This is a genomic window from Curtobacterium sp. MCBD17_013 (assembly GCF_003234565.1).
Classification (GTDB): domain Bacteria; phylum Actinomycetota; class Actinomycetes; order Actinomycetales; family Microbacteriaceae; genus Curtobacterium.
The window spans coordinates 114,984-138,126 of record NZ_QKTU01000007.1 but is presented as its reverse complement, the minus strand read 5'-3'; the positions used below and the strand labels follow the sequence as shown (position 1 = coordinate 138,126).

Genomic DNA, 23,143 nt, shown 5'->3' with positions numbered 1-23,143 from the left:
GACCGGCGAGCCATCCGACCAGGAGGACCGACGTGACCGGATCCCGGACCGACTCCGATCTCTCGGAGCTCGCACGGAGCATCCTCACGTTCGAGCACGATCGGGCGCGGCACGACCGGACGAAGGAAGCCGACATCCGCGTCCGCTTCGACATGTCGCCGGCCCGCTACTATCAGGTGCTCAACCGCGTGATCGACTCCCCGGCCGCGCTCGCCTACGATCCGCAGCTCGTGACGCGACTGCAGCGACTGCGCCGGGCACGGACCAGTGCCCGCGCCGCGCGGTCCTTCGCACCGCCTCGCGCCGACCGTGAAGGGCCCGCAGGACAGCCATGACGAGATACCCCCGAGACCGATTCGACGACGTCGCCGACGGCCCGAGGGTCGGGGCACACCGCGGTCTCCCGAGGCGCGGCCGTGGCTGGATCCTGGTGGCCTGGTCCGCGCTCGCCTGCGCGGTGCTCGTCGTGATCGGCATCGTCGTGCTCGAGGTCGCCAACAACAGCACGCAGTTCACCGACCCCGGGACGACCGGGTCGTCCGCGTCCGCGTCGGCCACGAGCGGAGCGTCGTCTTCGTCGACGACGGCCGCGACCGCCGCGCCGAGCGACCAGCCGAAGACCATGACGCTCACGGTGCTCAACGGGACCTCCACCGCCGGACTCGCCGCCACCGGCACCGCGACGCTCGAGAACGCGGGTTGGGTGGTCGCGAGCGACGGCAACGCCGGATCCCAGGACGCCTCGCAGACGATCGTCTACTACCAGACGGATGCCGAGGCGGCGATCGCTCGCGGGATCGTCAAGACGCTCGGCGTCGGAACGGTTGCGAAGTCGTCGGCGTTCCCGAACGCGGCCGTCACCGTGGTGCTCGGCGCCGATTACGCCGGCTGACCCGGGACGGGCGTTTCGCCCCACTCGTCGTGCCGTTTGTTGCACGTTTGTTTCGGGCATGTTGAGTTCCGTCGGCCGGGATGAAGAAGTTGGCCCGCACCTCTTGTCGGCGGCGCGTCCGCCGATACGATCTGGAATTGGTCACCCCAGTGATCCGAGGGCGACACCGTGCCGGTGCCTCCACCGCGAAGACCCGGGTGAGGCAGGTATGCGCTCGGACCCGGCGGTCGCGGACCGGTCGCGCCGTCGTCAGTGGCAATGCAACACCGCAGGGAGCAAGAGAATGGCCAACGGCACCGTCAAGTGGTTCAACGCCGAGAAGGGCTACGGGTTCATCACCGTCGACGGCGGGGGGCAGGACGTCTTCGTCCACTACTCCGCGATCGACATGAACGGCTACAAGGTCCTCGAAGAAGGGCAGGCGGTCACCTTCGACGTCGGCACCGGCTCGAAGGGTCCGCAGGCCGAGTCCGTCCGACCGGCCTGACCTCGGTCGCCGGTCCGCCGGCGACGGTCGTCGACCACCACGCGTCCGAGCGCGTCGTCCCCGACGGGGCGGCGCGCTCGTCGTCGTGTGGAGGGGGCCCCGTGGTGGGGCCCCGACCGGGACTCCGGTGGTGGGGCCCCGACCGGGACTCCGGGCGGCGGGGTCCGATGTCGGGCGATGGCGGGCCTCCCGGTCCGCGTCCCGGAACGCGGCATGCCGCGTGAGGTCGCTGTGTTGCACTCGACAGGTGCGAGTGCCAGAATCAGTTGGCACTCAGTTGTACCGAGTGCCAAGACCATTGCGACGTCCGGGAGGGACGAGGAACACACATGGCTAAGATCATTGCTTTCGACGAGGAGGCCCGTCGCGGCCTCGAGCGCGGCCTCAACACGCTGGCCGACGCCGTGAAGGTGACGCTCGGCCCGCGCGGCCGCAACGTCGTCCTCGAGAAGAAGTGGGGCGCCCCCACGATCACCAACGACGGTGTCTCCATCGCCAAGGAGATCGAGCTCGACGACCCCTACGAGAAGATCGGCGCCGAGCTGGTCAAGGAGGTCGCCAAGAAGACCGACGACGTCGCGGGTGACGGCACCACCACCGCCACGGTCCTCGCGCAGGCGCTGGTCCGTGAGGGCCTCCGCAACGTCGCCGCCGGCGCCGACCCGATCAGCCTCAAGAAGGGCATCGAGAAGGCCGTCGCGGCCGTCTCCGCCGCGCTCCTCGAGAACGCCAAGGAGATCGAGACCAAGGACCAGATCGCCGCCACGGCGTCGATCTCGGCCGCCGACAGCACGATCGGTGAGCTCATCGCCGAGGCGATCGACAAGGTCGGCAAGGAGGGCGTCGTCACCGTCGAGGAGTCGAACACCTTCGGCACCGAGCTCGAGCTGACCGAGGGCATGCGCTTCGACAAGGGCTACCTGTCGCAGTACTTCGTCACGGACCCGGAGCGCCAGGAGGCCGTCTTCGAGGACCCGTACATCCTCATCGTCAACTCGAAGATCTCGAACATCAAGGACCTGCTCCCGGTGGTCGACAAGGTCATCCAGTCGGGCAAGCAGCTCCTCATCATCGCCGAGGACGTCGACGGCGAGGCCCTGGCCACGCTCGTCGTGAACAAGATCCGCGGCATCTTCAAGTCCGTCGCCGTCAAGGCTCCGGGCTTCGGTGACCGCCGCAAGGCCATGCTGCAGGACATCGCGATCCTCACCGGTGGCCAGGTCATCTCCGAAGAGGTCGGCCTCAGCCTCGAGAACGCGACGCTCGACCTCCTCGGCCGTGCCCGCAAGGTCGTCATCACCAAGGACGAGACCACGATCGTCGAGGGCGCTGGGGACTCCGAGCAGATCGCCGGCCGCGTCCGCCAGATCCGCGGCGAGATCGAGTCGACCGACTCGGACTACGACCGCGAGAAGCTCCAGGAGCGCCTCGCCAAGCTCGCCGGTGGCGTCGCCGTCATCAAGGCCGGTGCCGCGACCGAGGTCGAGCTCAAGGAGCGCAAGCACCGCATCGAGGACGCCGTCCGCAACGCGAAGGCCGCCGTCGAGGAGGGCATCGTCGCCGGTGGTGGTGTCGCCCTCATCCAGGCCGGCAAGACCGCGCTCGAGGGCCTCGAGCTCACGGGTGACGAGGCGACCGGCGCGAACATCGTCCGCGTCGCGATCGACGCGCCGCTCAAGCAGATCGCGCTGAACGCCGGTCTCGAGCCGGGCGTCGTCGCCGCCAAGGTGCGCGAGCTCGAGTCGGGCTGGGGCCTCAACGCCGCGACGGGTGAGTACGTCGACCTCGTCGCTGCGGGCATCATCGACCCGGCGAAGGTCACGCGCTCGGCGCTGCAGAACGCAGCCTCGATCGCCGGCCTCTTCCTCACCACCGAGGCCGTCGTCGCCGACAAGCCCGAGAAGTCGGCGCCGGTTCCGGCCGACCCGACGGGTGGCATGGACTTCTGATCCACGCCTGACGGTTCCGAACGGGCCGCTCTCCTCCAGGAGGGCGGCCCGTTCGCCGTTCCTCCCTCCTCTCCCTCCGCCGAGATCGCACTTGTTGCCGGTTTGACCTACCGCACACCGGCAACGACTGCGATCTCGGCGGAGGGGAGTCGGGCCAGGTGTCCGGTCCTCCACCGGGGGAGCCGGGCAGCGGCCGTCCACAGGTCGGGCGCGCACGCGCTCCGCGGTGCGGTACGGCCGGGAGGCTCGGCGCATGACGCGCACGCCGGCCCGCCTCCCGGATCCTTTCCTCGGTCAGGCCTTCCACACGGCTGATGCGGTCCGGAACGGGGTCACTCCGGGTCGGCTCCGTCGGGAGGACCTCGCCGCGCCGACCCGAGGCGTGCGGGTCCCTGCCGAGCTGGACCTGGCGGACCTCTCGGCACGGGTCGCCGCGTTCGGCCTCGTCCTCGGTGAACGGCATCACTTCAGCCACACCACCGCCCTCGCCCTCTGGGAGCTCCCACTGCCGCCCTGGGTGGTTTCCGACGCGACCGTGCACGTGAGCACGGTGGGGGACGGACCGGTCATGCGCCGCACCGGGGTGGTAGGCCATCGCGTCTCGCCACCGTTCGCCGATGTGGTGACGTGTGCGGGCCTCCCGGCCAGCAGCCCGGTGGCGGCGTGGTGCGAGAGTGCGGGCCTGTTGGCCGAGCGTGAGCTGGTGGTGATCGGGGACCACCTGGTCGCGCGGGCGCTCGCCGATCCGGAGCAACTCGAGCGCCGGAGTCGTGAGCGGCGGTCCCGGTGGGCACGGCGGCTCCGGGCCGCGGCCCATCGCGTGCGGCTCGGGTCGGAGTCCCCGATGGAGACGCTCATCCGAATCGTCATCGTCGACGCGGGATTCCCGGAGCCCCAGCTCAACATCGACGTGCACAGCCCCGCCGGTCGATTCCTCGGACGGGTCGACCTCGCCTACCCGGACCTCCGGATCGGAGTCGAGTACGACGGCGAGCACCACCGGACGGATCGTGCCACGTGGCAGCACGATGCGACCCGGTCGAACGGCTTCGTGTCCGCCGGATGGCTGATCCTGCACGTCGCCGCACGTGACGTTGCCGACCCGACGGCGTTCCTCCTGCGACTGTCGGACGTGTTCCGCACCCGGGCGTCATCACCGCTGCCGTGAGATCGCAGTCGTTGCCGCTCTGATGGACCTCAGAACGGCAACGACTGCGATCTCGCCAGAGGGGTCAGGGGGTGGGGGCGACGTAGTCGCGCGGGAGGAGGGGGAGCCACACGCGGAAGGTCGCACCACCGCCCGGGGTGTCGAACACCTCGACCTCGCCGTGGTGCGCCGCCACGATGCCGGACACGATCGCGAGCCCGAGGCCCGAGCCGCCGGTGTCCCGAGCGCGCGAGGTGTCGGCGCGCCAGAACCGCTGGAAGATCTTCTCGCGGATCTGCGGCGGGATGCCCTCACCGTGGTCGATCACGTCGAGGTGCGCCATGCCCCGGGCCTCGTCCACGCCGATCCCGATCTCGATGGGGTCGTCCTGCGGCGTGAACCGCATCGCGTTGCCCATGAGGTTCGTCACGACCTGGCGGATCTTGTTCTCCTCGGCGAGGACGACCGGCGGCCGCACGGGCAGGACGACGGTCGGCAGCGGGGCCGTGGTCGGCGCGGCCGGGCCGGACTCGATGCCGACGGGACGACCACGACGCGCGCGCAGCCGGGCGAGCGTCTGCCCTGCGAAGGCGATCGGCCCGGTGACGTTCGACGGCGGCGAGGTCGGGGACTGTCCGTTCCGCGCTCCGGGTGCCGCAGGACCGACCCACTGCGGCACGACCTGCGGGACGTTCTCGCCGGTGACGGAGTCAGCGAGCAGGACCTGGATCTCGCGGTCGGGGTTCGACGCCATCGTGTCGAGCGCCGAGTCCCGCGCGATGGCGACGAGGTCGACCGGTCCGAGCTCGAGCGGCTTCGACTCGTCGATGCGGGCGAGCTGCAGGAGGTCCTGCACGAGGAGCCCCATGCGCTGGGCCTCCTTCTCGATGCGCTCCATCGCCTGGGCGACGTCCTCTTCTTTCCGGAGGGCCCCCATCCGGTACAGCTCGGCGTACCCCCGCAGGGACACGAGCGGGGTCCGCAGCTCGTGCGATGCGTCACCGACGAAGCGGCGCATCTGCTCGATCGTGCGTTGGCGGTCCTCGAACGCCGAGTCGATGCGCTCGAGCATGACGTTGAGGGAGTGGTTGAGGCGACCGACCTCGGTGTTCGGGGTGTCCGCACCGAGGCGTTGCGAGAAGTCCCCCGCGGCGAAGCGTGCGGCCGTGGCCTCGACGTCCCGCAGGGGGTCGAACGTGGCGGTGACGAGCAGCTGGGTGAGCATGCCGCCGAGCAGGACGACCGAGATGCCGAACCCGAGGAAGATCACCGTGAACCGCGCGATGGTCGAGTCGGTGCCCTGGCTCGAGACGGCCGCGACGATCGTGTAGTGGTTGCCGGCGGCGTCGGTGGTCGGCGACGTCATCGCGAGGGCACGCCACTCGTGCTGGCCCTTGTCGTCGACCACACTGAACGGGTGGTCGTCGTCGACGTGCGAGCTGCCCACGACCCCGCCGAGGTCCGGCGTGTAGTCGCTCTTCGTGTGACAGGCGATGCCGCCGTCGGGCTTGAGCACGGCGATGTAGGCCGCGCTCTGCAGGGTGACGTTGATCTGGCAGTAGCCTTCGACGCTCGTCAGCTTCTGGCCGTTCAGCGAGGTCTTCGTCGCTTGGACGTCGTTGTCGAGCTGCTTCATCAGGTAGGTGCTGAGCACCGTCATGGTGCCGAGCCCCGCGACGAGCAGCCCGAGGGTCACCAGGAGGACGGTGATCCCGGTGATCTTGGTCCGGAGCGAGATCTCGTTCCACCAGCGGGCGAGGCGTGTGTGCATGCTGCGATCACAGTAATCGGCGCGACCCAGCTGCTGCTGGGATCGCGCCGATGACCTGCTGGATCAGGACGCCTTGGCGGCCTTGAGCATGTACCCGAAGCCGCGCTTGGTCTGGATGACCGGCTCGGCCGAGTACTGGTCGAGCTTGCGGCGCAGGTACGAGATGTAGGACTCGACGATGCCGGCGTCGCCGTTGAAGTCGTACTCCCACACGTGGTCGAGGATCTGGGCCTTCGACAGCACCCGGTTCGGGTTGAGCATGAGGTAGCGGAGCAGCTTGAACTCGGTGGGTGAGAGCTCGATCTGCGCCTCGCCGATGCTGACCTCGTGCGTGTCCTGGTCCATCGTCAGCTCACCGGCGCGGATGATCGCGTCTTCCTCGTCGTTCATGGTGCGCCGGAGGATCGCCTTGATGCGGGCGACGATCTCGTCGAGCGAGAACGGCTTGGTCACGTAGTCGTCGCCGCCGACGGTGAGTCCCGTGATCTTGTCCTCGGTGTCGTCCTTGGCGGTGAGGAACAGGATCGGCGACGTGTAGCCCGACGACCGGAGGCGCTTGGTCACGCCGAACCCGTTCATGTCGGGAAGCATGACGTCGAGGATGATGAGGTCCGGCTCTTCCTCGAGCACGGCGGAGATCGCCTGCGCACCGTTGCCCACCGCGCGGACGGCGAAGCCCGCGAACCGGAGCGAGGTGGTGAGGAGGTCGCGGATGTTCGGCTCGTCGTCGACGATGAGGATCTTCGGTCCGTCGGTCATGTGACCCAGTATCTGGTCGTGGCCTCTGGGTTGCCTGGGAACGGATGGGACGCTGTCTGACAGGACGGCGGGATTTCCTGGTGCAGACGTCGAGGGGGCGATGACTGTCCGGAACTGCTCACGCGGCCGCTAGGGAATCGGCGTCGAGGATCGTGTACGCGTACCCCTGCTCGGCCAGGAACCGCTGCCGGTTCTGCGCGAAGTCCTGGTCGACGGTGTCCCGCGTGACGAGTGTGTAGAAGGACGCCGGGAGGCCGTCCTTGTTCGGGCGGAGCAGCCGGCCGAGCCGCTGGGCCTCCTCCTGCCGTGAGCCGAAGGAGCCCGACACCTGGATCGCCACCGTCGCGTCCGGCAGATCGACCGAGAAGTTCGCGACCTTGGACACCACGAGCACGTCGATCGTGCCCTCGCGGAACGCCTGGTACAGCCGTTCGCGCTCGTCGATCGGGGTCGCCCCGGTGATCTCGGCCGCGTCGAGCTGCGCCGCGAGTTCGTCGAGCTGGTCGATGTACTGCCCGATCACCAGGATCTGCTCGCCGCGGTGCTTCTCGATGAGGTCGCGCACGACCGGGGTCTTGGCCGGCGAGGTCGCGGCGAGCCGGTACCGGTCGTCGTCCGTGGAGGCCGCGTACTCGAGGCGGTCCTCGTGGGGCAGGTCGATCCGCACCTCGTAGCACTCGGCGGGGGAGATGTACCCCTGCGCCTCGATCTCCTTCCACGGCGCGTCGTACCGCTTCGGCCCGATGAGCGAGAACACGTCGCCTTCGCGGCCGTCCTCGCGCACGAGCGTCGCCGTGAGTCCCAGGCGCCGTCGCGCCTGGAGGTCCGCGGTCAGCTTGAACACCGGCGCGGGCAGCAGGTGGACCTCGTCGTAGACGATGAGGCCCCAGTCGAGGGCGTCGAGCAGGGACAGGTGCGTGTACACGCCCTTCCGCCGCGCGGTGAGGATCTGGTACGTCGCGATCGTGACCGGCCGGACCTCCTTGACGCTCCCGGAGTACTCGCCGATCTCGTCCGGGGTGAGCGACGTGCGGCGGAGGAGTTCGTCGCGCCACTGCCGCGCCGAGACCGTGTTCGTGACGAGGATGAGCGTCGTCGCCTTGGCGGTGGCCATCGCGCCCGCGCCGACCAGGGTCTTGCCCGCACCACAGGGCAGCACGACGACACCGGACCCCTGGGCGAAGAAGCTCTTGACCGCGTCCTCCTGGTACGCGCGGAGGTGCCACTCGGTCTCGTCGAGGTCGATCCGGTGCGGTTGTCCGGGCGTGTACCCGGCGAGGTCGTCGGCAGGCCAGCCGATCTTGACGAGCTCCTGTTTGACCTGGCCGCGCGCCCACTGCTCGAGCTCGACGGCGGTGTCCGACCGGCGGGCGCCGAGCAGCGGGGCGATCCGCTTCGAGCGGGTGACCTCGGCGAGGATCGACGGGTCCGATGCGGTGAGGACCAGCCTCGGCTGCTGCTCCAGCTCCTCCGTCGCGTCGTTCGCGATCGCCGGCGCGTCCGCCGGGTCCTCGCGGCGGATGACGAGACGGCCGTAGCGGCTGACGGTGTCACGGATGTCGACGACGACGGTCTGCGGCACCGGGAACTTGGCGAACCGCTCGAGCGTGTCGATCATCGCGTCGGCGTCGTGACCCGCGGCGCGCGCGTTCCACAGCCCGAGGCGGGTGATGCGGTAGGTGTGGACGTGTTCGGGGGCGCGCTCGAGTTCGGCGAACACCGCGAGTTCGTGTCGCGCGTCCTCGGCCTGGGGATGCGCCACCTCGAGCAGCACGGTCCGGTCGCTCTGGACGATGAGTGGCCCGTTCATGACCGTCGAGCCTAGCCGCGCCGCCGACGAGACGTCCGGGTCGGTCGGTCAGACGACGTGCTCGACCGCGACCACGAGGGACAGGGGCAGGGTCCGCTCGACGTCGGCGTGCGTGTCGCGGCCCCGGATCCGGCCACCGCTCACCGACGTCGGCACGATCGTGAACGGGGCTTCGGTGCCGTCGGGCATCCGCACGACGACGCGCACGGCCACCTTGCCGCGCACGGCCAGGTCGATCTGCCGTCCCATCCACTCCTGCGCGGGCTCCTGGTCGCCTCGTCGGGTCGCGGCGCGCAGGCGCTCCACGAGCTCGCGCGCCTGCTCCTCGGGTGTGCGCGCGGTCCGGCGACGAACGGGAGGCCCGGCCGGGTCCGCCACGCGGGCGGCGGGAGCGAGCACGGCCGGGTACCGCTGGTCCTCGAGCGCGGAGACCACGGACGAGGGCGGGTACGGGCTGACGAGCACCATCGGGGACCGCCGGGCCCAGGCGAGTGAGCGCAGTTCGGCGTCGACGGACACCAGGTCGAGCTGCTCGGCGGGACCCCGCACCACGCTGCCCCGCTCAGCAGCGTGGTCGACGACGATGCTGCCGGCACGGGCGCTGACCTGCTCCACCAGGTAGCGGACCGGCTGGGGCACGTCGGCCGCCGAGAGTCGGCCGAGCGTGTCCAGGACCGCGGCTCCGTCGTACCCCTCGAGCAGTGCGCGGCGGACGCTGTCCTCGGAGATCCGGTAGCGGCTCGCGAGTCCCGGTGCCTCGACGTCGGCCACGGTGCGGAGTGCGGCGTCGTCGGCCGGTTCGAGCGGGCCGGGGGCGATGACGGTGAGGTCGTTCTGCAGGTACACCCCCGGCACGGTGGACGGCAGGTCGGCGGCGGCGTGGTCGATCGCCGCGGCGTCGTCGGTGGTCCGCGCCGCGAACAGGACGCGCCCCGTCGCGGTGACCACGCCGTCGACCGTGATGCCGAGGGCCTCTGCGGTCCCGGCGCTCCGCACGAGCTCCGCGGGGAGCCACTCCGCGCCGCCGGGATAGGCCCAGCGTCCGAGGGCATCGAGCCCGCGCCAGTCGTCCGCGGCGAGGGCGAGGACCTCGACCACCGGATCACTCAGCGTCGCCCGCCACCGGACCACGAGCTCGACCCACCGGAGGGGCCAGGGCGCCACGAGCCAGCCGCGACCGTCGTCGGTGACGGTCCACGTCGGGCTCGTGGGATCGACGAGCTCGGTCTCGGCGAGCAGGGCCAGCAGGTCCGGGACCCGCACCGGGTCGGCCGCGGCGCGCTCACCGAGGTGCCGCGCGAGCGGCGCCCCGATCCCGCCCTTCGCGAGCTCGTGCACCTCGTCCGCGGCGACCGCGCGGACCAGTTCGGCGAGTGACGTCAGCGTCGCGAACGCCGTCTCGGCGGCCACCGCGCGCACCCGGTCGACGTCCTGCGGGACGGGGGTCGGGCCTCCCGGCCGGGGAGCGTCGTCCGGTCGCAACTCCGGATGCTCGGCGAGTCGCGCGGCGACCGCGTCGTCGAGGTCCGCTCCGTCGGTGAGGCCGAGTGCCACGGCGGGCGCGAGTGCCGCGGGGTCCGCGTCGACGGGGTGCTGGAGGGCGGCGAGCGTCGCGCGCGGGAGTCGTGCCAGCGCACGGTCGATGACGTCGGGCGTCCGGAGGGCGTCCGCGAGGTCGAAGAAGTCGGCCACGGCCGACGGGCCGTGTGCGGCGAGGGCCGCGCCCGGCAGGCGCCGCGCGGCGACGAGCGCGACGAGGTCGTCGTCGGGCATGGCCCGCAGTCGGGCGGCGAGGGCGGCTGCCGTCGTCATCGTCGTGTCCGTCCGCCCCGGAGCGGGGTCAGCGCGCGTCGTCCCGGTTCTCGCGTGCCCGCTTGGTCCAGTTGACCGCGAGCAGCGCGATGATGAGCAGCAGCCCGATCGGGAAGCCGATGAGCGGGAAGGCCTCGACCGTCGGCCAGATGCCCGTGCCGGGGATGGACCCGACCGTGAGCCACGCCACGATGAGCACGAGGAAGCACACCAGTGCGACCGCGATGATCCCCGCGATCATGTACATCAGAATGCGTTCGATACGATTGGCCACCGGGGGCTCGGGCGTCTGCGGGCGCTCCGGGGTCCTGGTCGACTGCGCAGGGCCGGTGGCCTGCGTCCGAACGGGACGCTGTCGCGCGGTTGATCGGGTCTTGGCCACCGGCTCAGGATAGTCGACACAGGATGATCGACAAGGAACGCCGTCCGCGGACACCGCGGACGTCAGATCGAGGAGTGCAGTCATGCCGACCGGCAAGGTCAAGTTCTACGACGAGCAGAAGGGGTTCGGCTTCATCACGGGCGATGACGGCGACCAGGTCTTCCTGCACGCGTCGGCGCTCCCGTCCGGGGTCACCACCATCAAGGCCGGAGCGCGTCTGGAGTACGGCGTCGTCGCGGGCAAGCGTGGCTCGCAGGCGCTGTCGGTCCGCGTGCTCGAGGAGGGTCCGAGCCTCGCGAAGATCAACCGGCGCTCGGCCGACGACATGGCCGTCATCGTGGAGGACCTGGTGAAGGAGCTCGACCGCATCAGCGGCGACCTGCGCCACGGCCACTACCCGAAGAACGGGTCGCGGACGGCGGCCATCCTCCGCCACGTCGCCGACCAGCTGGACGCCTGACCGTGATCGAGGACCCGACTGGGCTCGCGCGTACCGCGCTGCTCGAGGTCACGCCCGAGGACACCGTCGGAGCGGTCGTCGGCACCGTGGACGAGGGCAACGGCGTCGTGTCCGTGCTGTTCGCCAACACGATGCCCGGCTACCCCGGATGGCGCTGGACCGTCAGCCTGGCGCAGGTCGACGGCGAGGACCCCACCGTGCTCGAGGTCGAGCTGATGCCCGGCGACGGTTCGCTGCTCGCGCCCGACTGGGTGCCGTGGTCGGAGCGGCTCGCCGAGTACCGGGCGACGCAAGAGGGCGATGCGGACGCCGATGCCGGCGACGCGGAGGACCTGGGCTCGGACGAGGACGACTCCGACGACGACCCTGACGAGGACGACGACGAGGACGAGTCGGACGAGGACGACGACGACGACGCGGACGAGGACGACGAGGACCTGCTCGACGACGACGACGAGGACGACGACGAGGACGACGACGAGGACGACGACCTGGGCGACGACGCGTTCGACGGCGTGGACGTCGAGGAGGCCATCGCCGTCGTCGAAGGTGACGAGGACGACGAGGACTCGGACGACGAGGACTCGGACGAGGACGACTCGGACGAGGACGACTCGGACGGGGACGACGAGCCTGACGACGACGCGGACGGCGACGACGCGGACGACGACGACTCTGACGCGGACGACTCCGACGACGACGCAGGTCCCACCAGCGCTGGGCATGCCGAGTCGGCGGACGAGGCGGAGTGACGCCGGGCCTCCCGGCCGGATCGGACGCTGCGGCGACCTGTGGCCGGGAGGCGCACGACGGCCCCCGGGATCGGATCCCGGGGGCCGTCGTCGTCCGTCGTGCGGCCGTCAGCCGCGCAGCGCGGCCACCGTGTAGTCGATGGCCTTGATGAGCTGACGGACGTCGTCGGGGTCGATCGCGGTGAACGTCGCGATGCGGAGCTGGTTGCGGCCGAGCTTGCGGTACGGCTCCGTGTCGACGATGCCGTTCTGCCGGAGCGCGGCGCTGACGGCCTTGGCGTCGATCGCGTCATCGAGGTCGATGGTGGCGACGACCTGCGACCGGTCTGCCGAGTCGGCGACGAACGGCGTGGCGTAGTCGACGGACTCGGCCCACTCGTAGAGCGCGTTCGACGACTCCTTGGTGCGGATGTCCGCCCAAGCCAGGCCGCCGGACCCGTTGATCCACCGGATCTGGTCGTCGAGCAGCAGGAGGGTCGTGATCGCGGGGGTGTTCAGCGTCTGGTCGAGGCGCGAGTTGTCCACGGCGTTCTTCAGGCTGAGGAACTCGGGGATGTAGCGGTCGCTCGCGGCGATGCGCTCGACGCGCTCGATCGCGGCCGGCGAGAACAGGGCGAGCCACAGCCCGCCGTCGGATGCGAAGTTCTTCTGCGGTGCGAAGTAGTAGACGTCGGCGGCACCGGTGTCGAACTGCACGCCACCGGCGGCGCTCGTGGCGTCGACGACGGTCAGCGCGCCGGGATCGCCGGCCGCGCGGACGACGGGGGCCATCACGCCCGTGGAGGTCTCGTTGTGCGGGTAGGCGTAGACGTCGACGCCCTCGACGATCTCGAGCTCCGACCGGGATCCACCGGGCGCGGTGACGACGTGCGGGGCTTCGAGCCAGGGAGCGGCGACCGCCTTGGCGAACTTCGAGCCGAACTCGCCGAACGAGAGGTTCTCGGCACGGCGCTCGACGAGGCCGAACGCGGCGGCGTCCCAGAACGCCGTCGAGCCACCGTTGCCGAGCACGACCTCGTACCCGTCGGGGATGTCGAACAGCGTCGCGAGGCCTTCGCGAACGCTGCCGACGAGGTTCTTGACGGGCGCCTGACGGTGGCTCGTGCCGAGGATCGTCGCCCCTGCCGTCACCAGGGACTCGAGCTGCGCACCGCGGATCTTGGACGGGCCGCAGCCGAAGCGTCCGTCGGTGGGGAGGAGGTCAGCGGGGATGACGATGTCTGCCATGGGTCGATCCTAGTGAGGTGGTATCCCACGCCCGGACGAGCGCGCGACCCCCTGTGGAGCACTGTCCGGGCCGCGGCATGTGAACAAGTAGGCTGGAGGAGTTGTGCACGTGACAGGGGAGGCGTTCCGGTGACCGATCTCGTCGACACCACGGAGATGTACCTGCGCACGATCCTCGACCTCGAGGAGGAGGCGATCGTCCCCCTGCGCGCACGGATCTCCGAGCGACTCGGACACTCGGGCCCCACGGTCTCGCAGACCATCGCCCGCATGGAGCGCGACGGCCTGGTCGTCGTCTCCGGGGACCGCCACCTCGAGCTCACGTCTGAGGGTCGCCAGCGGGCCACCCACGTCATGCGCAAGCACCGGCTGGCCGAGCGCCTGTTGTCCGACGTCATCGGCCTCGACTGGGCCTTCGTCCACGACGAGGCCTGCCGCTGGGAGCACGTCATGAGCGAGCAGGTCGAGCGTCGGATCATCGAGATGCTCGGCCACCCGACCGAGTCCCCCTACGGCAACCCGATCCCCGGCCTCGACGAGCTCGGCGACGCCCCGGCCGGACGGTTCCTCGACGGCGTCCGGAGCATCGTCGCCGCGACCGACGGCTCGTCGACGGTGAGCACGGGGACCATCCGCCGCCTGGGCGAACCCGTGCAGTTCGAGCCCGAACTCCTCGCGCAACTCCGTGCCGCCGGGGTCATGCCGGGACGGACCGCGAGCGTGCAGCGCGCCGGAGCGTACGTCGCCGTGCGGGTCGAGGGCGAGGACCAGGGCCTCGAGCTGCCGGTCGAGGTCGCACAGCACGTGTACATCGGCAGCTGACGGCCGGGGATGCCGTCCCCCTCGGCGTACCCCGAGCGGTGGGCTGCGGGGTACCCGGATTGGGGCGCCTACACGACTTCCGGCGGTCCCGCCCGCGCGGCGTCGGAACATGTCAAAACGGCCTCTGACCAGGCTTTCTTGATCGAATCGTTACCAACTTGCTCGCAGGCCTCGACACCGTCGGAGGCGTTGCGTACACTCGACGAGTCCCGCAGAGCCTGGAAGCGAGCTGGCGGGAACCGTGGCAGGACGTCTCGAACCCGTCTCCTGCCTGATCGGAAACGATGACGAACGGATGGGGTTGCACCCGACGGCCTCGGTCGCGTGTGCAGTCGAGGCGCCGGAGACAACACTCTTGACGCAGACCGGTTCCACCACGGACGCCCAGCGAGCCGACACCACCACGGGTGCCGCCGCCCGTTCGACCGACATCCAGTTCGCGAGTCGCCGCGAGCGCCGCGCCGCCGAGGCCGCCGCCGCCCGCACGGGGTCGGCCGCGCCCGTCGCACCGGTCACGGTCGCCGCCACGACTGCCGCGGCGTCCGAGCAGGCCATCGCCGAGGCCGCACCCGCCGCCGAGGCCACCCTCGTGGCGGCGACCGAGCCGGCCCCCAAGCCCGCCGTCGCGGCCGGCGCCGCCGTGGTCCGCTCCGTCGACCCGGAGCTCGAGACCCCCATCGCGCCGGTCACATCGTCGTTCGCCAAGTCCCCGGTCGCCACCGCCGCCCGCCGTGCCGCCGCCAGCCGCGCGGCGGTCGCGAGCAGCGCCTCCCGGCCGGCCGCGCGCGGGAAGCGCAAGGTCCTGCCGGTCGCCGTCATGACGATCACGGCCGGACTCTTCGGCACGATGGCGCTCCCCGCCATCGCCGCGACCGCCCCGCAGCCGACCGCCGGCTCGCAGCAGGCCGTCGCCCAGGGCAACCTCCGCTCGGCGGACAGCCAGTCGCTCACCGTCGCGAACACCGCGGCGCTCGCCGACACCGTCCGCGACGGCTACACCGCGACGGCCCCGAAGGTCGTCGCCCCGAAGGTCACCGCGTCCACCGCGACGACGACGACCACGACGAGCGACACCGCCCTCGCCACGGCCCGCGCGCAGACCGCCGCCTCGTACGCCTCGTACACCGGTCCGAGCGCCGCGGACTACGTCGCGAGCCCGAAGTACCCGAGCTTCAGCCTGTCGCAGGTCGTCTCGGTCGCAGAGCAGTACATCGGCACGCCGTACGTCTACGGCGGTGCGACCCCGGCCGGTTTCGACTGCTCCGGGTACGTCATGTACGTCTACGCCCAGTTCGGCATCTCGCTCGCGCACTCCGTGCCGCTGCAGGACGCCGCCGGCACGACGATCCCGACCTCCGAGGCCCAGCCCGGCGACGTCGTGATCTTCAACACCGAGGCGCACGAGGGCTTCTACATGGGCAACGGCATGATCATGGACGCCCCGAAGCCCGGCGGCTCGGTCAGCATCCGCCCGATCTGGACGACCGACTACCACATCGTCCGCTTCGGCATCAAGTGAACGGACGGGCCCAGGCCCGCTGAACGCACCGGAAACCGGTCCACACGCTCTCGTGTCGGGCCGGTTTCTGGGTTAACCTGGCGACACGGTCCACTCGACCTCGAACGGGAAATCACATGCCAGCCTGCCGCACGACCCGCACCATGGGTCGGCGCGCGCACGTCGACATATGGTCGACCACGACCTGCCGCGTGCCCCAGCACGCGCCCGCGAACTGAGCACCGCCCACCAGGGCGGTGCTCTTCTGCTTCCGGGGTCGGGTCACCCGCTCGAGGACCGAGGGGACCGTGAGCAGCGTCGTCCGCCTGGAAGCCGTCCAGGCACGTCGGAAGGGACCCCATGCGCACTCTCGTCCTCAACGCCGGTTACGAACCCCTCGCGGTGATCTCGTTCCGACGGGCCCTCGTCCTGGTCATGAACCAGAAGGCCACCGTCATCACCGCCGACGCCGACCACCCGGTCTTCGGCTCCACCACGAGCTACGACCGGCCGTCGGTCATCGTCCTCACCCGGTACGTGCGCATCCCGCAGAGCCGGCTCGTCCCCGTGTCCCGCCGCGGGGTGCTGCGCCGCGACGGCAACCGCTGCGCCTACTGCAACCGGCACGCCACGACGATCGACCACGTGCACCCGAAGTCCCGCGGCGGTGCGGACTCGTGGGAGAACCTCGTCGCGTGCTGCCTGGCCTGCAACAACGTCAAGGGTGACCGCACCCCGCACGAGATGGGCTGGACGCTGCGCTTCCGCCCACGTGCTCCGCACGGCACAGCGTGGATCGTGCGCGGCATCGAGCGGCCGCAGCCGGACTGGGACGAGTACCTCGCCGCCGCCTGACCGGACGCGCGTCGGACGGGAGGGACGGGGCCAGCGGGTGCAGGGCCTCCCGTCCGGCGTGTCTGCGGAATGCTGAACCAGCGCTCGGAGTTGCCCCCGAGGTGTCTGCACCCTCTGCACCTCCTGCTCGCTCCGGCGTGGGCCTGCGCTCCGAGCGCGGCCCGATCCTCCTGGCCCTGATGCTCGCGACCGCACTGGTCGCCCTCGACTCCACGATCATCGCGACGGCGTCGTCGTCCATCGCCAAGGACCTCGGGCACTTCCAGCAGCTGCCCTGGCTGTTCTCGGTGTACCTGCTCGCGCAGGCGGTCTCGGTGCCGATCTACGGGCGCCTCGCCGACGTGCTCGGCCGCAAGCGTCTGCTGCTCGTCGGGATCGGCCTGTTCCTGCTCGGCTCGGTGCTGTGTGGCGCCGCGTGGTCGATGCCCGTCCTCATCCTGGCGCGGGTCGTGCAGGGCCTCGGCGCGGGCGCCGTGCTGCCGATCTCGATGACGATCACGAGCGACATCTACACGCTCGAGGAGCGCGCGAAGACGCAGGGCTACCTCGCTTCGGTCTGGGGCATCGCCTCGGTCGTCGGGCCGACCCTCGGTGGCCTGTTCAGCCAGATCGGCGCGTGGCGGTGGATCTTCTGGATCAACATCCCGCTCGCCATCGTCGCCGGCGTCATGCTCATCCGCGCCTACCACGAGCAGCGTGACGCGTCGCAGGACCGGCAGCGCATCGACTACCTCGGCGCGGCCCTGCTCGGCGGCGGGACGACCGCGCTCCTGCTCGGTCTGCTCGAGGGCGGGACGTCGTGGGCCTGGGACGCCCCCGCTTCGTTCGCGATCTTCATCGCCGCCGCGGTCCTCCTGGTCGCGTTCGTCGTGGTCGAGCTCCGCGTCGCGCAGCCGATCTTCTCGCTCGGCCTGTTGAAGCGTCGCGTGGTCGCCGCGTCCACGATCGCGTCGCTCATCATCGGCGTCATCGTGATGGGCCTGTCCACGTACGTGCCGATCTACGCGCAGGACGTCCTCGGGGCGTCGGCCCTCATCGCCGGGTTCGCGCTCGCGGCGCTCACCCTCGGATGGCCGATCTCGGCGTCGCAGGCCGGGCGCTTCTACCTGCGGTTCGGGTTCCGCGTCACCTCGGTCATCGGGTCGACGCTCGTGCTCATCGGTGCGGTGCTCACCATCACGCTCGCCGTGCACTCGTCGATCTGGCTCGTCGCCCTGTTCTGCTTCGTCATCGGCGCGGGCATGGGCCTGACCGCCGTGCCGACCCTGATCGCCGCCCAGTCGTCCGCCACCTGGAGCGAGCGCGGTGCCGTGACCGGCACGAACATGTTCGCCCGCTCGATGGGTTCGGCCATCGGCGTCGCGGTGTTCGGCGCGGTCGTCAACGCGCACGTGCAGCTCGACGCCGCCGGCGTCCCCGAGGGTGCCGGGCTCATGACCGCGATGCACCTGGTGTTCGTCGCAATCGCCGCGATCGCCGTCGTGCTCCTGGTCGCCGTGCTGTTCCTGCCGGGGCACCGGCGGGCGGCGCAGGGCGGGGTGGCGTCTGCCGCCGGGGCCGCTGAGGACGCGGAGCCGGCGCTCGGCGCTGCGCCCGCGACCGCAGCTGCGCGGGCCGAGGCCGGGGCCGAGCAGCCGGTGGCGTCCGCGTAGGAGCCGCCCCACCCCCCCCCCCCACCACGGACGGACGGGAGGCGCGGCACCGGCTGGTGTCGCGCCTCCCGTCCGTCCGTGGTGGGGCCGGTAGAGTGGCTGGCGCCTGCCTCTGTAGCTCAATGGAAGAGCAGTTCCGTCCTAAGGAAAGGGTTGGGGGTTCGAGTCCCTCCAGGGGCACCACCGTCGTCGTCGCCGTGCCGGGGTCGAAGGTCCAGCCAGCTCGGTAGCCGCGCCCTTGGTGGGTCCCTCCTCCTGCCCCCAGCGACCCCAGCACACCTCGTCCGCCGGTTTCTCCGACTGATCCGCGCGCTGCCCATGGGTCGCAGGCGCGCTTCCAGGCGGCAAGAGGAGGCTCGAGGAGCGGCCACCACAGATCCGCTCGGGATCCTCTCGAGCGCGAGCGTGCGGGAGCCGTCGACGGAAGCGGCGACATCATGACCGACACCCATCTCCAATCCCTGGCTCTCGCCGGCGTCGTGGCCTCTGGCCTTCCCAACCCGCTCCCCGCCTCGTCGGCGCGGTACACCGTCCCGGCGGTGTTCAACCGTCGTCCCGAGCCCATGGAGGCCCAGGCGATCGTCACGAGCAGTGTCCGGAACGCCATGGCGACGGCGGGGTACCCCGAGGTCACGCTCGAGATCGCCGATCGTCGCCTCCTGATCGGTCACACCTCGTTGGAAGAGCTCGAGCAGGGTCTCGCGGAGGAGATCGCAACGGTGATCGATGAGATCAGCCGGAACGTGGCCGTGGAGAAGCAGCGACGGATCGATGTGGCACAGGGCGAGGCCGAGGACCGTGATGCGCGGGCGAAGGAAGTGACCCGCGCCGCGGAGAGGATCTCCTTCACGCCCCGGGGTCGAGCGTGAACGACGTGTACGCGGTCGTGGGCGGCCGCGAGTACCGCCTCGACGTCGTGGCCGATGGCCGGCAGCTCGACTCGTTGGTCAACGACCCCGGTGTGAAGCACGTCGACCTCGACGGGGGCGGCACGCTCGTCTACCAGGGTGGGCCCGGTTGCCCGGTCGTCATCGTGCAGCGGCCCCAATCGCGCTCCACGGCCGACGTCCACCGGTAGGCGATCGGACCGAGACCCCGCGATCCGCGCGTGGGTCTTCTCGAGCCGAGCAGCACCGCGGCAGCCTCATCTCGAACCGCTGGCCCCCCCCCGAGGATCGCGAGGACGGACCATGAGCGATCTGCCAGCCGGGACCGACGCGTTCCACGATCTGGCGTGGGTGGAAGCCGATGATGGTCTCGGCGCGTTCCTCGGAGGACACCTCGTCGGCACGGTGACCCACGAGCAGGGCTTCGCGGCGCGTTCGATCGACGGGACCGTCGAGGGAAGTCACCACAGTGTGGAAGCAGCACGAGCCGAGCTCGAAGGCTGGCTCCGATGGGTTCGCGCCCTGTCTGCGCAGCGCCGCAGGAACCATTGACGGCAGCTGCCACGACCTCCGCCCGCGCAGGCACAGCGCGAGCGTCGCCGATAGCCTGCCGTCCGTGGTTCCCGCGTTGCCCGTCCTCATCCCTGCCGCGATCGTCGTCTGGGTGCTCCTGTTGTGGCGGCTGCGGCAGCGCGACCGCCTGACCCTCTCGCGCACGATCACCGCTGGCGCCGCCTGCCTGTTCGGGATCGTGCTGCTCCGGTCGGTGCTGTTCCCCGCCCCGATCGTCCTCGGCGCGGAACGAGCCACGCTCCCGCCATGGCCGGTGTTCGTGCAACTCATCCCGGTGGCGACCGTGCCGCGCGACCCGTCGGGCATGGTCCTCAACATCGTCCTGTTCGTTCCGATCGGGGTGCTCCTGCCGTTCCTCGTCCGGGGATCCGTCATCCGACTCGGGACCATCGCGTTCCTGCTGAGCGTCACGATCGAAGTGGTCCAGCTCGTCGGTGACATGACCGTGAGCACGGGGCGTGTCGCCGACATCGACGACGTGATCGGCAACACCGTCGGGGCGCTCGTGGGGATCGCGGTCGTCCGCCTCCTGTCGCGCGTACCACAGCTCTCGCGCGTCGCGACGCCGTTCGTGTGGTGTCCGAGTGCGGACCCGAGGTCACCGAGGCCCGGGAAGCGCGGAGCCTCAGCCCGCTCCCGGTGGGGATCAGGTCTGCACTGACGGATCGCGGTCGGGCGATCCGACCGGCGTGGCCTGATGAGCGACCCGAGCGATCAACGGGTCCGCTCTCCAGGGGGCCGCGGCAGGGTGGCTCCTCCTCGGAGTTCGTGCCGAGGGAGCTCGGTGGGGGCTGATGTGGAAGCCGTCCCCGGAGGAGACGGGATGGCCGAGCCCGCGCCACTGCGGTGATCGACCGGAGTGCCGACGCTGACGCCCACCGAGGTCTCTCGCCCGACCATTTCCGGATCCCCCCTTGTCCGCGCCGCGCAACTCGTGTTAACTCGCAGTCAGGAAGCGACGCAACACGAGTTGAACAAGGGAGTTCGCGATGACTCGTCTCATCCTCGACACCGACCTCGCCATGGGTGCCCCGGGCAGCGACATCGATGACGGGTTCGCGCTCGCCCTCGCGGTCGCGGAACCCGAGATCGACCTCGAACTGGTCACCACCGTCAACGGGAACACCGACGTCGAGAGCGCCACGCTCCTGACGCTCGAACTCCGCCGTCGGCTGGGCATCGACGTCCCGGTCGTCAAGGGCGCCCCGACACCGCTCGTCCACCCAGAGCGCCGGCGTGAGCCGTCCCCCGAGGTCGTCAGCACGTACGGGGTCGGCCTGGAGCCCGACCCGGGCCACGCGGCGCACCGGATCATCGAACACGTGATGGCGAACCCGGGCGAGATCACGATCTGCGCGATCGGGCCGCTGACGAACATCGCGCTCGCCCTCACGATGGAGCCACGACTGGCGTCGTCGGTCAAGGAGATCGTGATGATGGGCGGCGTGTTCCTCGGGACCATGGCCCACCGGAGCATGCCGGGCGAGTTCAACGTGTGGGTGGACCCGGAGGCCGCCGCGACCGTGCTGCGGTCCGGTGCGCCCCAGCGGTGGGTCGGTCTCGACGTCACGTTGCAGGTCCGACTCACCCGCGACGACGCTCGTCGTCTCACCGACTCGGGCCGCGACTTCGCCGCCCTCGCGGGCGAATCGACGAACGCGTGGATCGACCACATCGCCGAGCGCGACCCGGGCGACCCGCGCAACCGCGATTCGTGCGCGATGCACGACCCGCTCGCCGTCGCGGCGCTGACGCACCCCGAGTTCCTCACCTGGGTCGACGCCGCGGTCGACGTCGTCACCGGCGACGGACTCGCGCGCGGCGTGCTCGTCACCGACCTCGGGCACGGGCCGGACGCACCCGCGCCGAACTGCAGGATCGCGACCGAGGTCGACGTCGCCGCGTTCACCGACCACTTCCTGGGGCGCATCGCCGACCTCTGAGCCGTCGGAGCGCCCGACCGGCACCCGCTCCGCCCGCCGCCCGCCACAACCGTCGCCCGCCCCGGGCGCCGGGCCGTTCACCGTACCCACGATCCGCACACCCAATGGAGGGACCAATGCGATCACACGTCCACCACGGCCGTCGTCGGCTGCTCGTCACCGCCGCCGGCGTCATCGCCGGCGCGCTCGCCCTGACCGGATGCTCGAGCGGCGGGGGTGCCGCATCCTCCTCGGGGAGCTGGTCCATCCCGTCGAAGGACCCGAAGACCACCGTCAAGGTGCTCAGCATCCTCAGCCTCAAGTCCCCGGACAACATGCAGCCGGTCGTCGACGCGTTCGAGAAGGCACACCCGAACATCACGATCAAGTGGCAGACCGTGCCGTTCGACTCCCTCAACTCGACCGTCGACTCGCACGTGTCGAACAAGGGCGGCGACCCGGACCTCTACTGGGCGGACCAGCCGCGCATCGCCGCGCTGGCCAGCCGCGGTGAGGCCGAGGACCTGACGTCCCAGTTCGGCGGGTACTCGTCGTCGTTCGACAAGGTGTCGTACGAGACGGGCGTCCAGAAGGGCAAGCTGTACGCCCTCCCGATCGCGAACTCGACGCAGCTCCTGTACTACAACAAGGACCTGCTGGCGAAGGCCGGGCTCCCCACACCCTCCGCGTCCACGAGCAGCCGGATGACCTGGCAGGACCTGGCGTCCGACGCGCTGAAGGCCAAGCAGGCCGGCGCGCAGTACGGCATGACGTTCGGCCAGTTCGACCGCTACTACCAGCTCGAGCCGCTCTCGGTCCAGCTCGGAGGCTCGGTCGGGGCGGACGGCAAGGACAACCTGACGCCGGACTTCACCAACAGTGCGTGGGTGAAGGCGATGACGTGGTACCGCTCGATCTTCGCCTCGGGCGCGGCTCCGAAGGGCATGACCGCTGACCAGACCGACCCCGCGTTCCTCGCCGGCCAGGTGGCGTACTCGGTCGAGGGGCCCTGGCTCCTGCCCGAGCTCCAGGCGTCGAAGGTGCACTGGGGCGTGGCACCGATGCCCGCCTTCGCGGACAGCAAGCAGGTCGCGACGCCGACCGGTTCGTGGTCCGTCGCGATGAACCCCTTCAGCAAGCAGAAGGACGCCACCGCGGTGTTCATGAAGTGGCTCGCGGTCGACAACGGCTCGGGCTACATCCGCTACCGGAGCAACCCGGAGCTCGCCGCGAACGTCAAGGGCAAGCAGCTCTACTTCGACAAGCCCGTGTTCCAGTCGGCTGCAGGGGCCGACGCGGCGAAGATCATCAACCACGAGACGTCGCAGACCGCGGTGTCGCGCGTCAAGACGATCGGCTACATCGAGTTCGAGTCCATCATCAACCAGGCCTACTCGGACATCCGGAACGGGGCCGACCCGAAGCAGGCGCTCGACGCCGCGAAGGCGAAGCTGACGACCGCCTGGGCGAAGTACAAGTAGGCCGC

The 23,143-nt window shown here is 70.6% G+C and carries 23 protein-coding genes and 1 tRNA gene; 18 read left to right on the top strand and 6 right to left on the bottom strand.

What is annotated here, in order from left to right; all coding sequences use genetic code 11:
- Positions 1 to 32: 32 nt before the first annotated feature.
- The 5 genes from DEI81_RS09715 (at position 33) to DEI81_RS09695 (ending at position 4,496) form a co-directional block, all read left to right on the top strand.
- Entirely contained in the window at positions 33 to 335 is a 303-nt protein-coding gene (locus DEI81_RS09715) for a DUF3263 domain-containing protein (protein WP_111010504.1), read from the top strand.
- Positions 332 to 892, top strand: a complete 561-nt coding sequence (locus DEI81_RS09710; protein WP_111026291.1) for a LytR C-terminal domain-containing protein — start codon at positions 332 to 334, stop codon at positions 890 to 892. The genes DEI81_RS09715 and DEI81_RS09710 overlap by 4 nt, the downstream gene beginning before the upstream one ends.
- Before the next feature lie 283 nt (positions 893 to 1,175).
- Positions 1,176 to 1,379 (top strand): cold-shock protein, encoded by a 204-nt coding sequence (locus DEI81_RS09705; protein ID WP_111010502.1) that lies wholly within the window; start codon positions 1,176 to 1,178, stop codon positions 1,377 to 1,379.
- A 329-nt stretch (positions 1,380 to 1,708) separates the two neighbouring features.
- Entirely contained in the window at positions 1,709 to 3,328 is a 1,620-nt protein-coding gene (groL, locus tag DEI81_RS09700; RefSeq protein WP_111010501.1) for a chaperonin GroEL, read from the top strand.
- A 253-nt stretch (positions 3,329 to 3,581) separates the two neighbouring features.
- Positions 3,582 to 4,496, top strand: a complete 915-nt coding sequence (locus DEI81_RS09695) for an endonuclease domain-containing protein (protein ID WP_111010500.1) — start codon at positions 3,582 to 3,584, stop codon at positions 4,494 to 4,496.
- 64 nt (positions 4,497 to 4,560) lie between these two features.
- On the opposite strand, the gene DEI81_RS09690 is transcribed toward DEI81_RS09695, so the two are convergent.
- The 5 genes from DEI81_RS09690 to DEI81_RS09670 form a co-directional block, all read right to left on the bottom strand.
- Positions 4,561 to 6,246, bottom strand: a complete 1,686-nt coding sequence (locus tag DEI81_RS09690) for a HAMP domain-containing sensor histidine kinase (RefSeq protein WP_111010499.1) — start codon at positions 6,244 to 6,246, stop codon at positions 4,561 to 4,563.
- Between the two features lie 63 nt (positions 6,247 to 6,309).
- Entirely contained in the window at positions 6,310 to 7,005 is a 696-nt protein-coding gene (locus DEI81_RS09685) for a response regulator transcription factor (protein WP_111010498.1), read from the bottom strand.
- A 118-nt stretch (positions 7,006 to 7,123) separates the two neighbouring features.
- Complete coding sequence (locus tag DEI81_RS09680; protein ID WP_111010497.1) at positions 7,124 to 8,815, bottom strand: DNA repair helicase XPB; 1,692 nt, start codon at positions 8,813 to 8,815, stop codon at positions 7,124 to 7,126.
- Positions 8,816 to 8,863: 48 nt separating this feature from the next.
- Positions 8,864 to 10,627, bottom strand: coding sequence for a helicase-associated domain-containing protein (locus tag DEI81_RS09675; RefSeq protein ID WP_111010496.1), 1,764 nt, complete (start codon positions 10,625 to 10,627; stop codon positions 8,864 to 8,866).
- A gap of 28 nt (positions 10,628 to 10,655) precedes the next feature.
- Entirely contained in the window at positions 10,656 to 10,874 is a 219-nt protein-coding gene (locus DEI81_RS09670) for a hypothetical protein (RefSeq protein ID WP_111010495.1), read from the bottom strand.
- 217 nt (positions 10,875 to 11,091) lie between these two features.
- Between DEI81_RS09670 and DEI81_RS09665 the strand changes: the two genes are divergently transcribed.
- Both DEI81_RS09665 and DEI81_RS09660 read left to right on the top strand, forming a co-directional pair.
- On the top strand, positions 11,092 to 11,469 hold the full coding sequence (locus DEI81_RS09665; RefSeq protein WP_111010494.1) for a cold-shock protein: 378 nt from the start codon (positions 11,092 to 11,094) through the stop codon (positions 11,467 to 11,469).
- Positions 11,470 to 11,471: 2 nt separating this feature from the next.
- Positions 11,472 to 12,221, top strand: coding sequence for a DUF3027 domain-containing protein (locus tag DEI81_RS09660; RefSeq protein WP_111010493.1), 750 nt, complete (start codon positions 11,472 to 11,474; stop codon positions 12,219 to 12,221).
- A 108-nt stretch (positions 12,222 to 12,329) separates the two neighbouring features.
- On the opposite strand, the gene serC is transcribed toward DEI81_RS09660, so the two are convergent.
- A complete protein-coding gene (gene serC / locus DEI81_RS09655; protein ID WP_111010492.1) occupies positions 12,330 to 13,448 on the bottom strand; it encodes a phosphoserine transaminase in 1,119 nt (372 codons plus the stop codon).
- Between the two features lie 129 nt (positions 13,449 to 13,577).
- Here serC and DEI81_RS09650 point away from each other — a divergent pair, with 129 nt between their 5' ends.
- The 11 genes from DEI81_RS09650 (at position 13,578) to DEI81_RS09605 (ending at position 23,138) form a co-directional block, all read left to right on the top strand.
- Positions 13,578 to 14,270 carry a metal-dependent transcriptional regulator gene (locus DEI81_RS09650; protein ID WP_111010491.1) on the top strand — a complete coding sequence of 231 codons (693 nt, stop codon included), beginning with the start codon at positions 13,578 to 13,580 and terminating at the stop codon, positions 14,268 to 14,270.
- Between the two features lie 355 nt (positions 14,271 to 14,625).
- On the top strand, positions 14,626 to 15,789 hold the full coding sequence (locus DEI81_RS16700; RefSeq protein WP_181435373.1) for a C40 family peptidase: 1,164 nt from the start codon (positions 14,626 to 14,628) through the stop codon (positions 15,787 to 15,789).
- 339 nt (positions 15,790 to 16,128) lie between these two features.
- Positions 16,129 to 16,623 (top strand): HNH endonuclease, encoded by a 495-nt coding sequence (locus DEI81_RS09640; RefSeq protein ID WP_111010489.1) that lies wholly within the window; start codon positions 16,129 to 16,131, stop codon positions 16,621 to 16,623.
- A 179-nt stretch (positions 16,624 to 16,802) separates the two neighbouring features.
- Positions 16,803 to 18,275: an MDR family MFS transporter gene (locus tag DEI81_RS09635; protein ID WP_111010554.1), complete on the top strand. Its 1,473-nt coding sequence runs from the start codon at positions 16,803 to 16,805 to the stop codon at positions 18,273 to 18,275.
- A gap of 108 nt (positions 18,276 to 18,383) precedes the next feature.
- A tRNA-Arg gene (locus DEI81_RS09630) sits at positions 18,384 to 18,458 on the top strand.
- A 254-nt stretch (positions 18,459 to 18,712) separates the two neighbouring features.
- Positions 18,713 to 19,144 (top strand): hypothetical protein, encoded by a 432-nt coding sequence (locus tag DEI81_RS09625; protein ID WP_111010488.1) that lies wholly within the window; start codon positions 18,713 to 18,715, stop codon positions 19,142 to 19,144.
- Positions 19,141 to 19,353 carry a hypothetical protein gene (locus tag DEI81_RS09620; RefSeq protein WP_111010487.1) on the top strand — a complete coding sequence of 71 codons (213 nt, stop codon included), beginning with the start codon at positions 19,141 to 19,143 and terminating at the stop codon, positions 19,351 to 19,353. Before DEI81_RS09625 ends, DEI81_RS09620 begins: the two co-directional genes overlap by 4 nt.
- Before the next feature lie 112 nt (positions 19,354 to 19,465).
- The gene (locus DEI81_RS16215) at positions 19,466 to 19,714 is read left to right on the top strand and encodes a hypothetical protein (RefSeq protein WP_181435372.1); all 249 of its coding nucleotides are present in this window, start codon (positions 19,466 to 19,468) and stop codon (positions 19,712 to 19,714) included.
- A 112-nt stretch (positions 19,715 to 19,826) separates the two neighbouring features.
- On the top strand, positions 19,827 to 20,396 hold the full coding sequence (locus DEI81_RS09615) for a VanZ family protein (protein WP_375334769.1): 570 nt from the start codon (positions 19,827 to 19,829) through the stop codon (positions 20,394 to 20,396).
- A gap of 328 nt (positions 20,397 to 20,724) precedes the next feature.
- Positions 20,725 to 21,678 carry a nucleoside hydrolase gene (locus tag DEI81_RS09610; RefSeq protein WP_111010485.1) on the top strand — a complete coding sequence of 318 codons (954 nt, stop codon included), beginning with the start codon at positions 20,725 to 20,727 and terminating at the stop codon, positions 21,676 to 21,678.
- Positions 21,679 to 21,794: 116 nt separating this feature from the next.
- Positions 21,795 to 23,138 (top strand): sugar ABC transporter substrate-binding protein, encoded by a 1,344-nt coding sequence (locus tag DEI81_RS09605; RefSeq protein WP_111010484.1) that lies wholly within the window; start codon positions 21,795 to 21,797, stop codon positions 23,136 to 23,138.
- Positions 23,139 to 23,143: the final 5 nt, after the last annotated feature.

What these genes read in the sequence shown, in the direction of transcription:
- DEI81_RS09605 (WP_111010484.1), top strand. Translation starts at nt 21,795, where the DNA reads ATGCGATCACACGTCCACCACGGCCGTCGTCGGCTGCTCGTCACCGCC.
- DEI81_RS09610 (WP_111010485.1), top strand. Translation starts at nt 20,725, where the DNA reads ATGACTCGTCTCATCCTCGACACCGACCTCGCCATGGGTGCCCCGGGC.
- DEI81_RS09710 (WP_111026291.1), top strand. Translation starts at nt 332, where the DNA reads ATGACGAGATACCCCCGAGACCGATTCGACGACGTCGCCGACGGCCCG.
- DEI81_RS09670 (WP_111010495.1), bottom strand. Translation starts at nt 10,874, where the DNA reads ATGTACATGATCGCGGGGATCATCGCGGTCGCACTGGTGTGCTTCCTC.
- DEI81_RS09635 (WP_111010554.1), top strand. Translation starts at nt 16,803, where the DNA reads ATGCTCGCGACCGCACTGGTCGCCCTCGACTCCACGATCATCGCGACG.
- DEI81_RS16215 (WP_181435372.1), top strand. Translation starts at nt 19,466, where the DNA reads ATGAGCGATCTGCCAGCCGGGACCGACGCGTTCCACGATCTGGCGTGG.
- DEI81_RS09625 (WP_111010488.1), top strand. Translation starts at nt 18,713, where the DNA reads ATGACCGACACCCATCTCCAATCCCTGGCTCTCGCCGGCGTCGTGGCC.
- serC (WP_111010492.1), bottom strand. Translation starts at nt 13,448, where the DNA reads ATGGCAGACATCGTCATCCCCGCTGACCTCCTCCCCACCGACGGACGC.
- DEI81_RS09705 (WP_111010502.1), top strand. Translation starts at nt 1,176, where the DNA reads ATGGCCAACGGCACCGTCAAGTGGTTCAACGCCGAGAAGGGCTACGGG.
- DEI81_RS09640 (WP_111010489.1), top strand. Translation starts at nt 16,129, where the DNA reads ATGCGCACTCTCGTCCTCAACGCCGGTTACGAACCCCTCGCGGTGATC.
- DEI81_RS09675 (WP_111010496.1), bottom strand. Translation starts at nt 10,627, where the DNA reads ATGACGACGGCAGCCGCCCTCGCCGCCCGACTGCGGGCCATGCCCGAC.
- groL (WP_111010501.1), top strand. Translation starts at nt 1,709, where the DNA reads ATGGCTAAGATCATTGCTTTCGACGAGGAGGCCCGTCGCGGCCTCGAG.
- DEI81_RS09680 (WP_111010497.1), bottom strand. Translation starts at nt 8,815, where the DNA reads ATGAACGGGCCACTCATCGTCCAGAGCGACCGGACCGTGCTGCTCGAG.
- DEI81_RS09685 (WP_111010498.1), bottom strand. Translation starts at nt 7,005, where the DNA reads ATGACCGACGGACCGAAGATCCTCATCGTCGACGACGAGCCGAACATC.
- DEI81_RS09665 (WP_111010494.1), top strand. Translation starts at nt 11,092, where the DNA reads ATGCCGACCGGCAAGGTCAAGTTCTACGACGAGCAGAAGGGGTTCGGC.
- DEI81_RS09695 (WP_111010500.1), top strand. Translation starts at nt 3,582, where the DNA reads ATGACGCGCACGCCGGCCCGCCTCCCGGATCCTTTCCTCGGTCAGGCC.
- DEI81_RS09690 (WP_111010499.1), bottom strand. Translation starts at nt 6,246, where the DNA reads ATGCACACACGCCTCGCCCGCTGGTGGAACGAGATCTCGCTCCGGACC.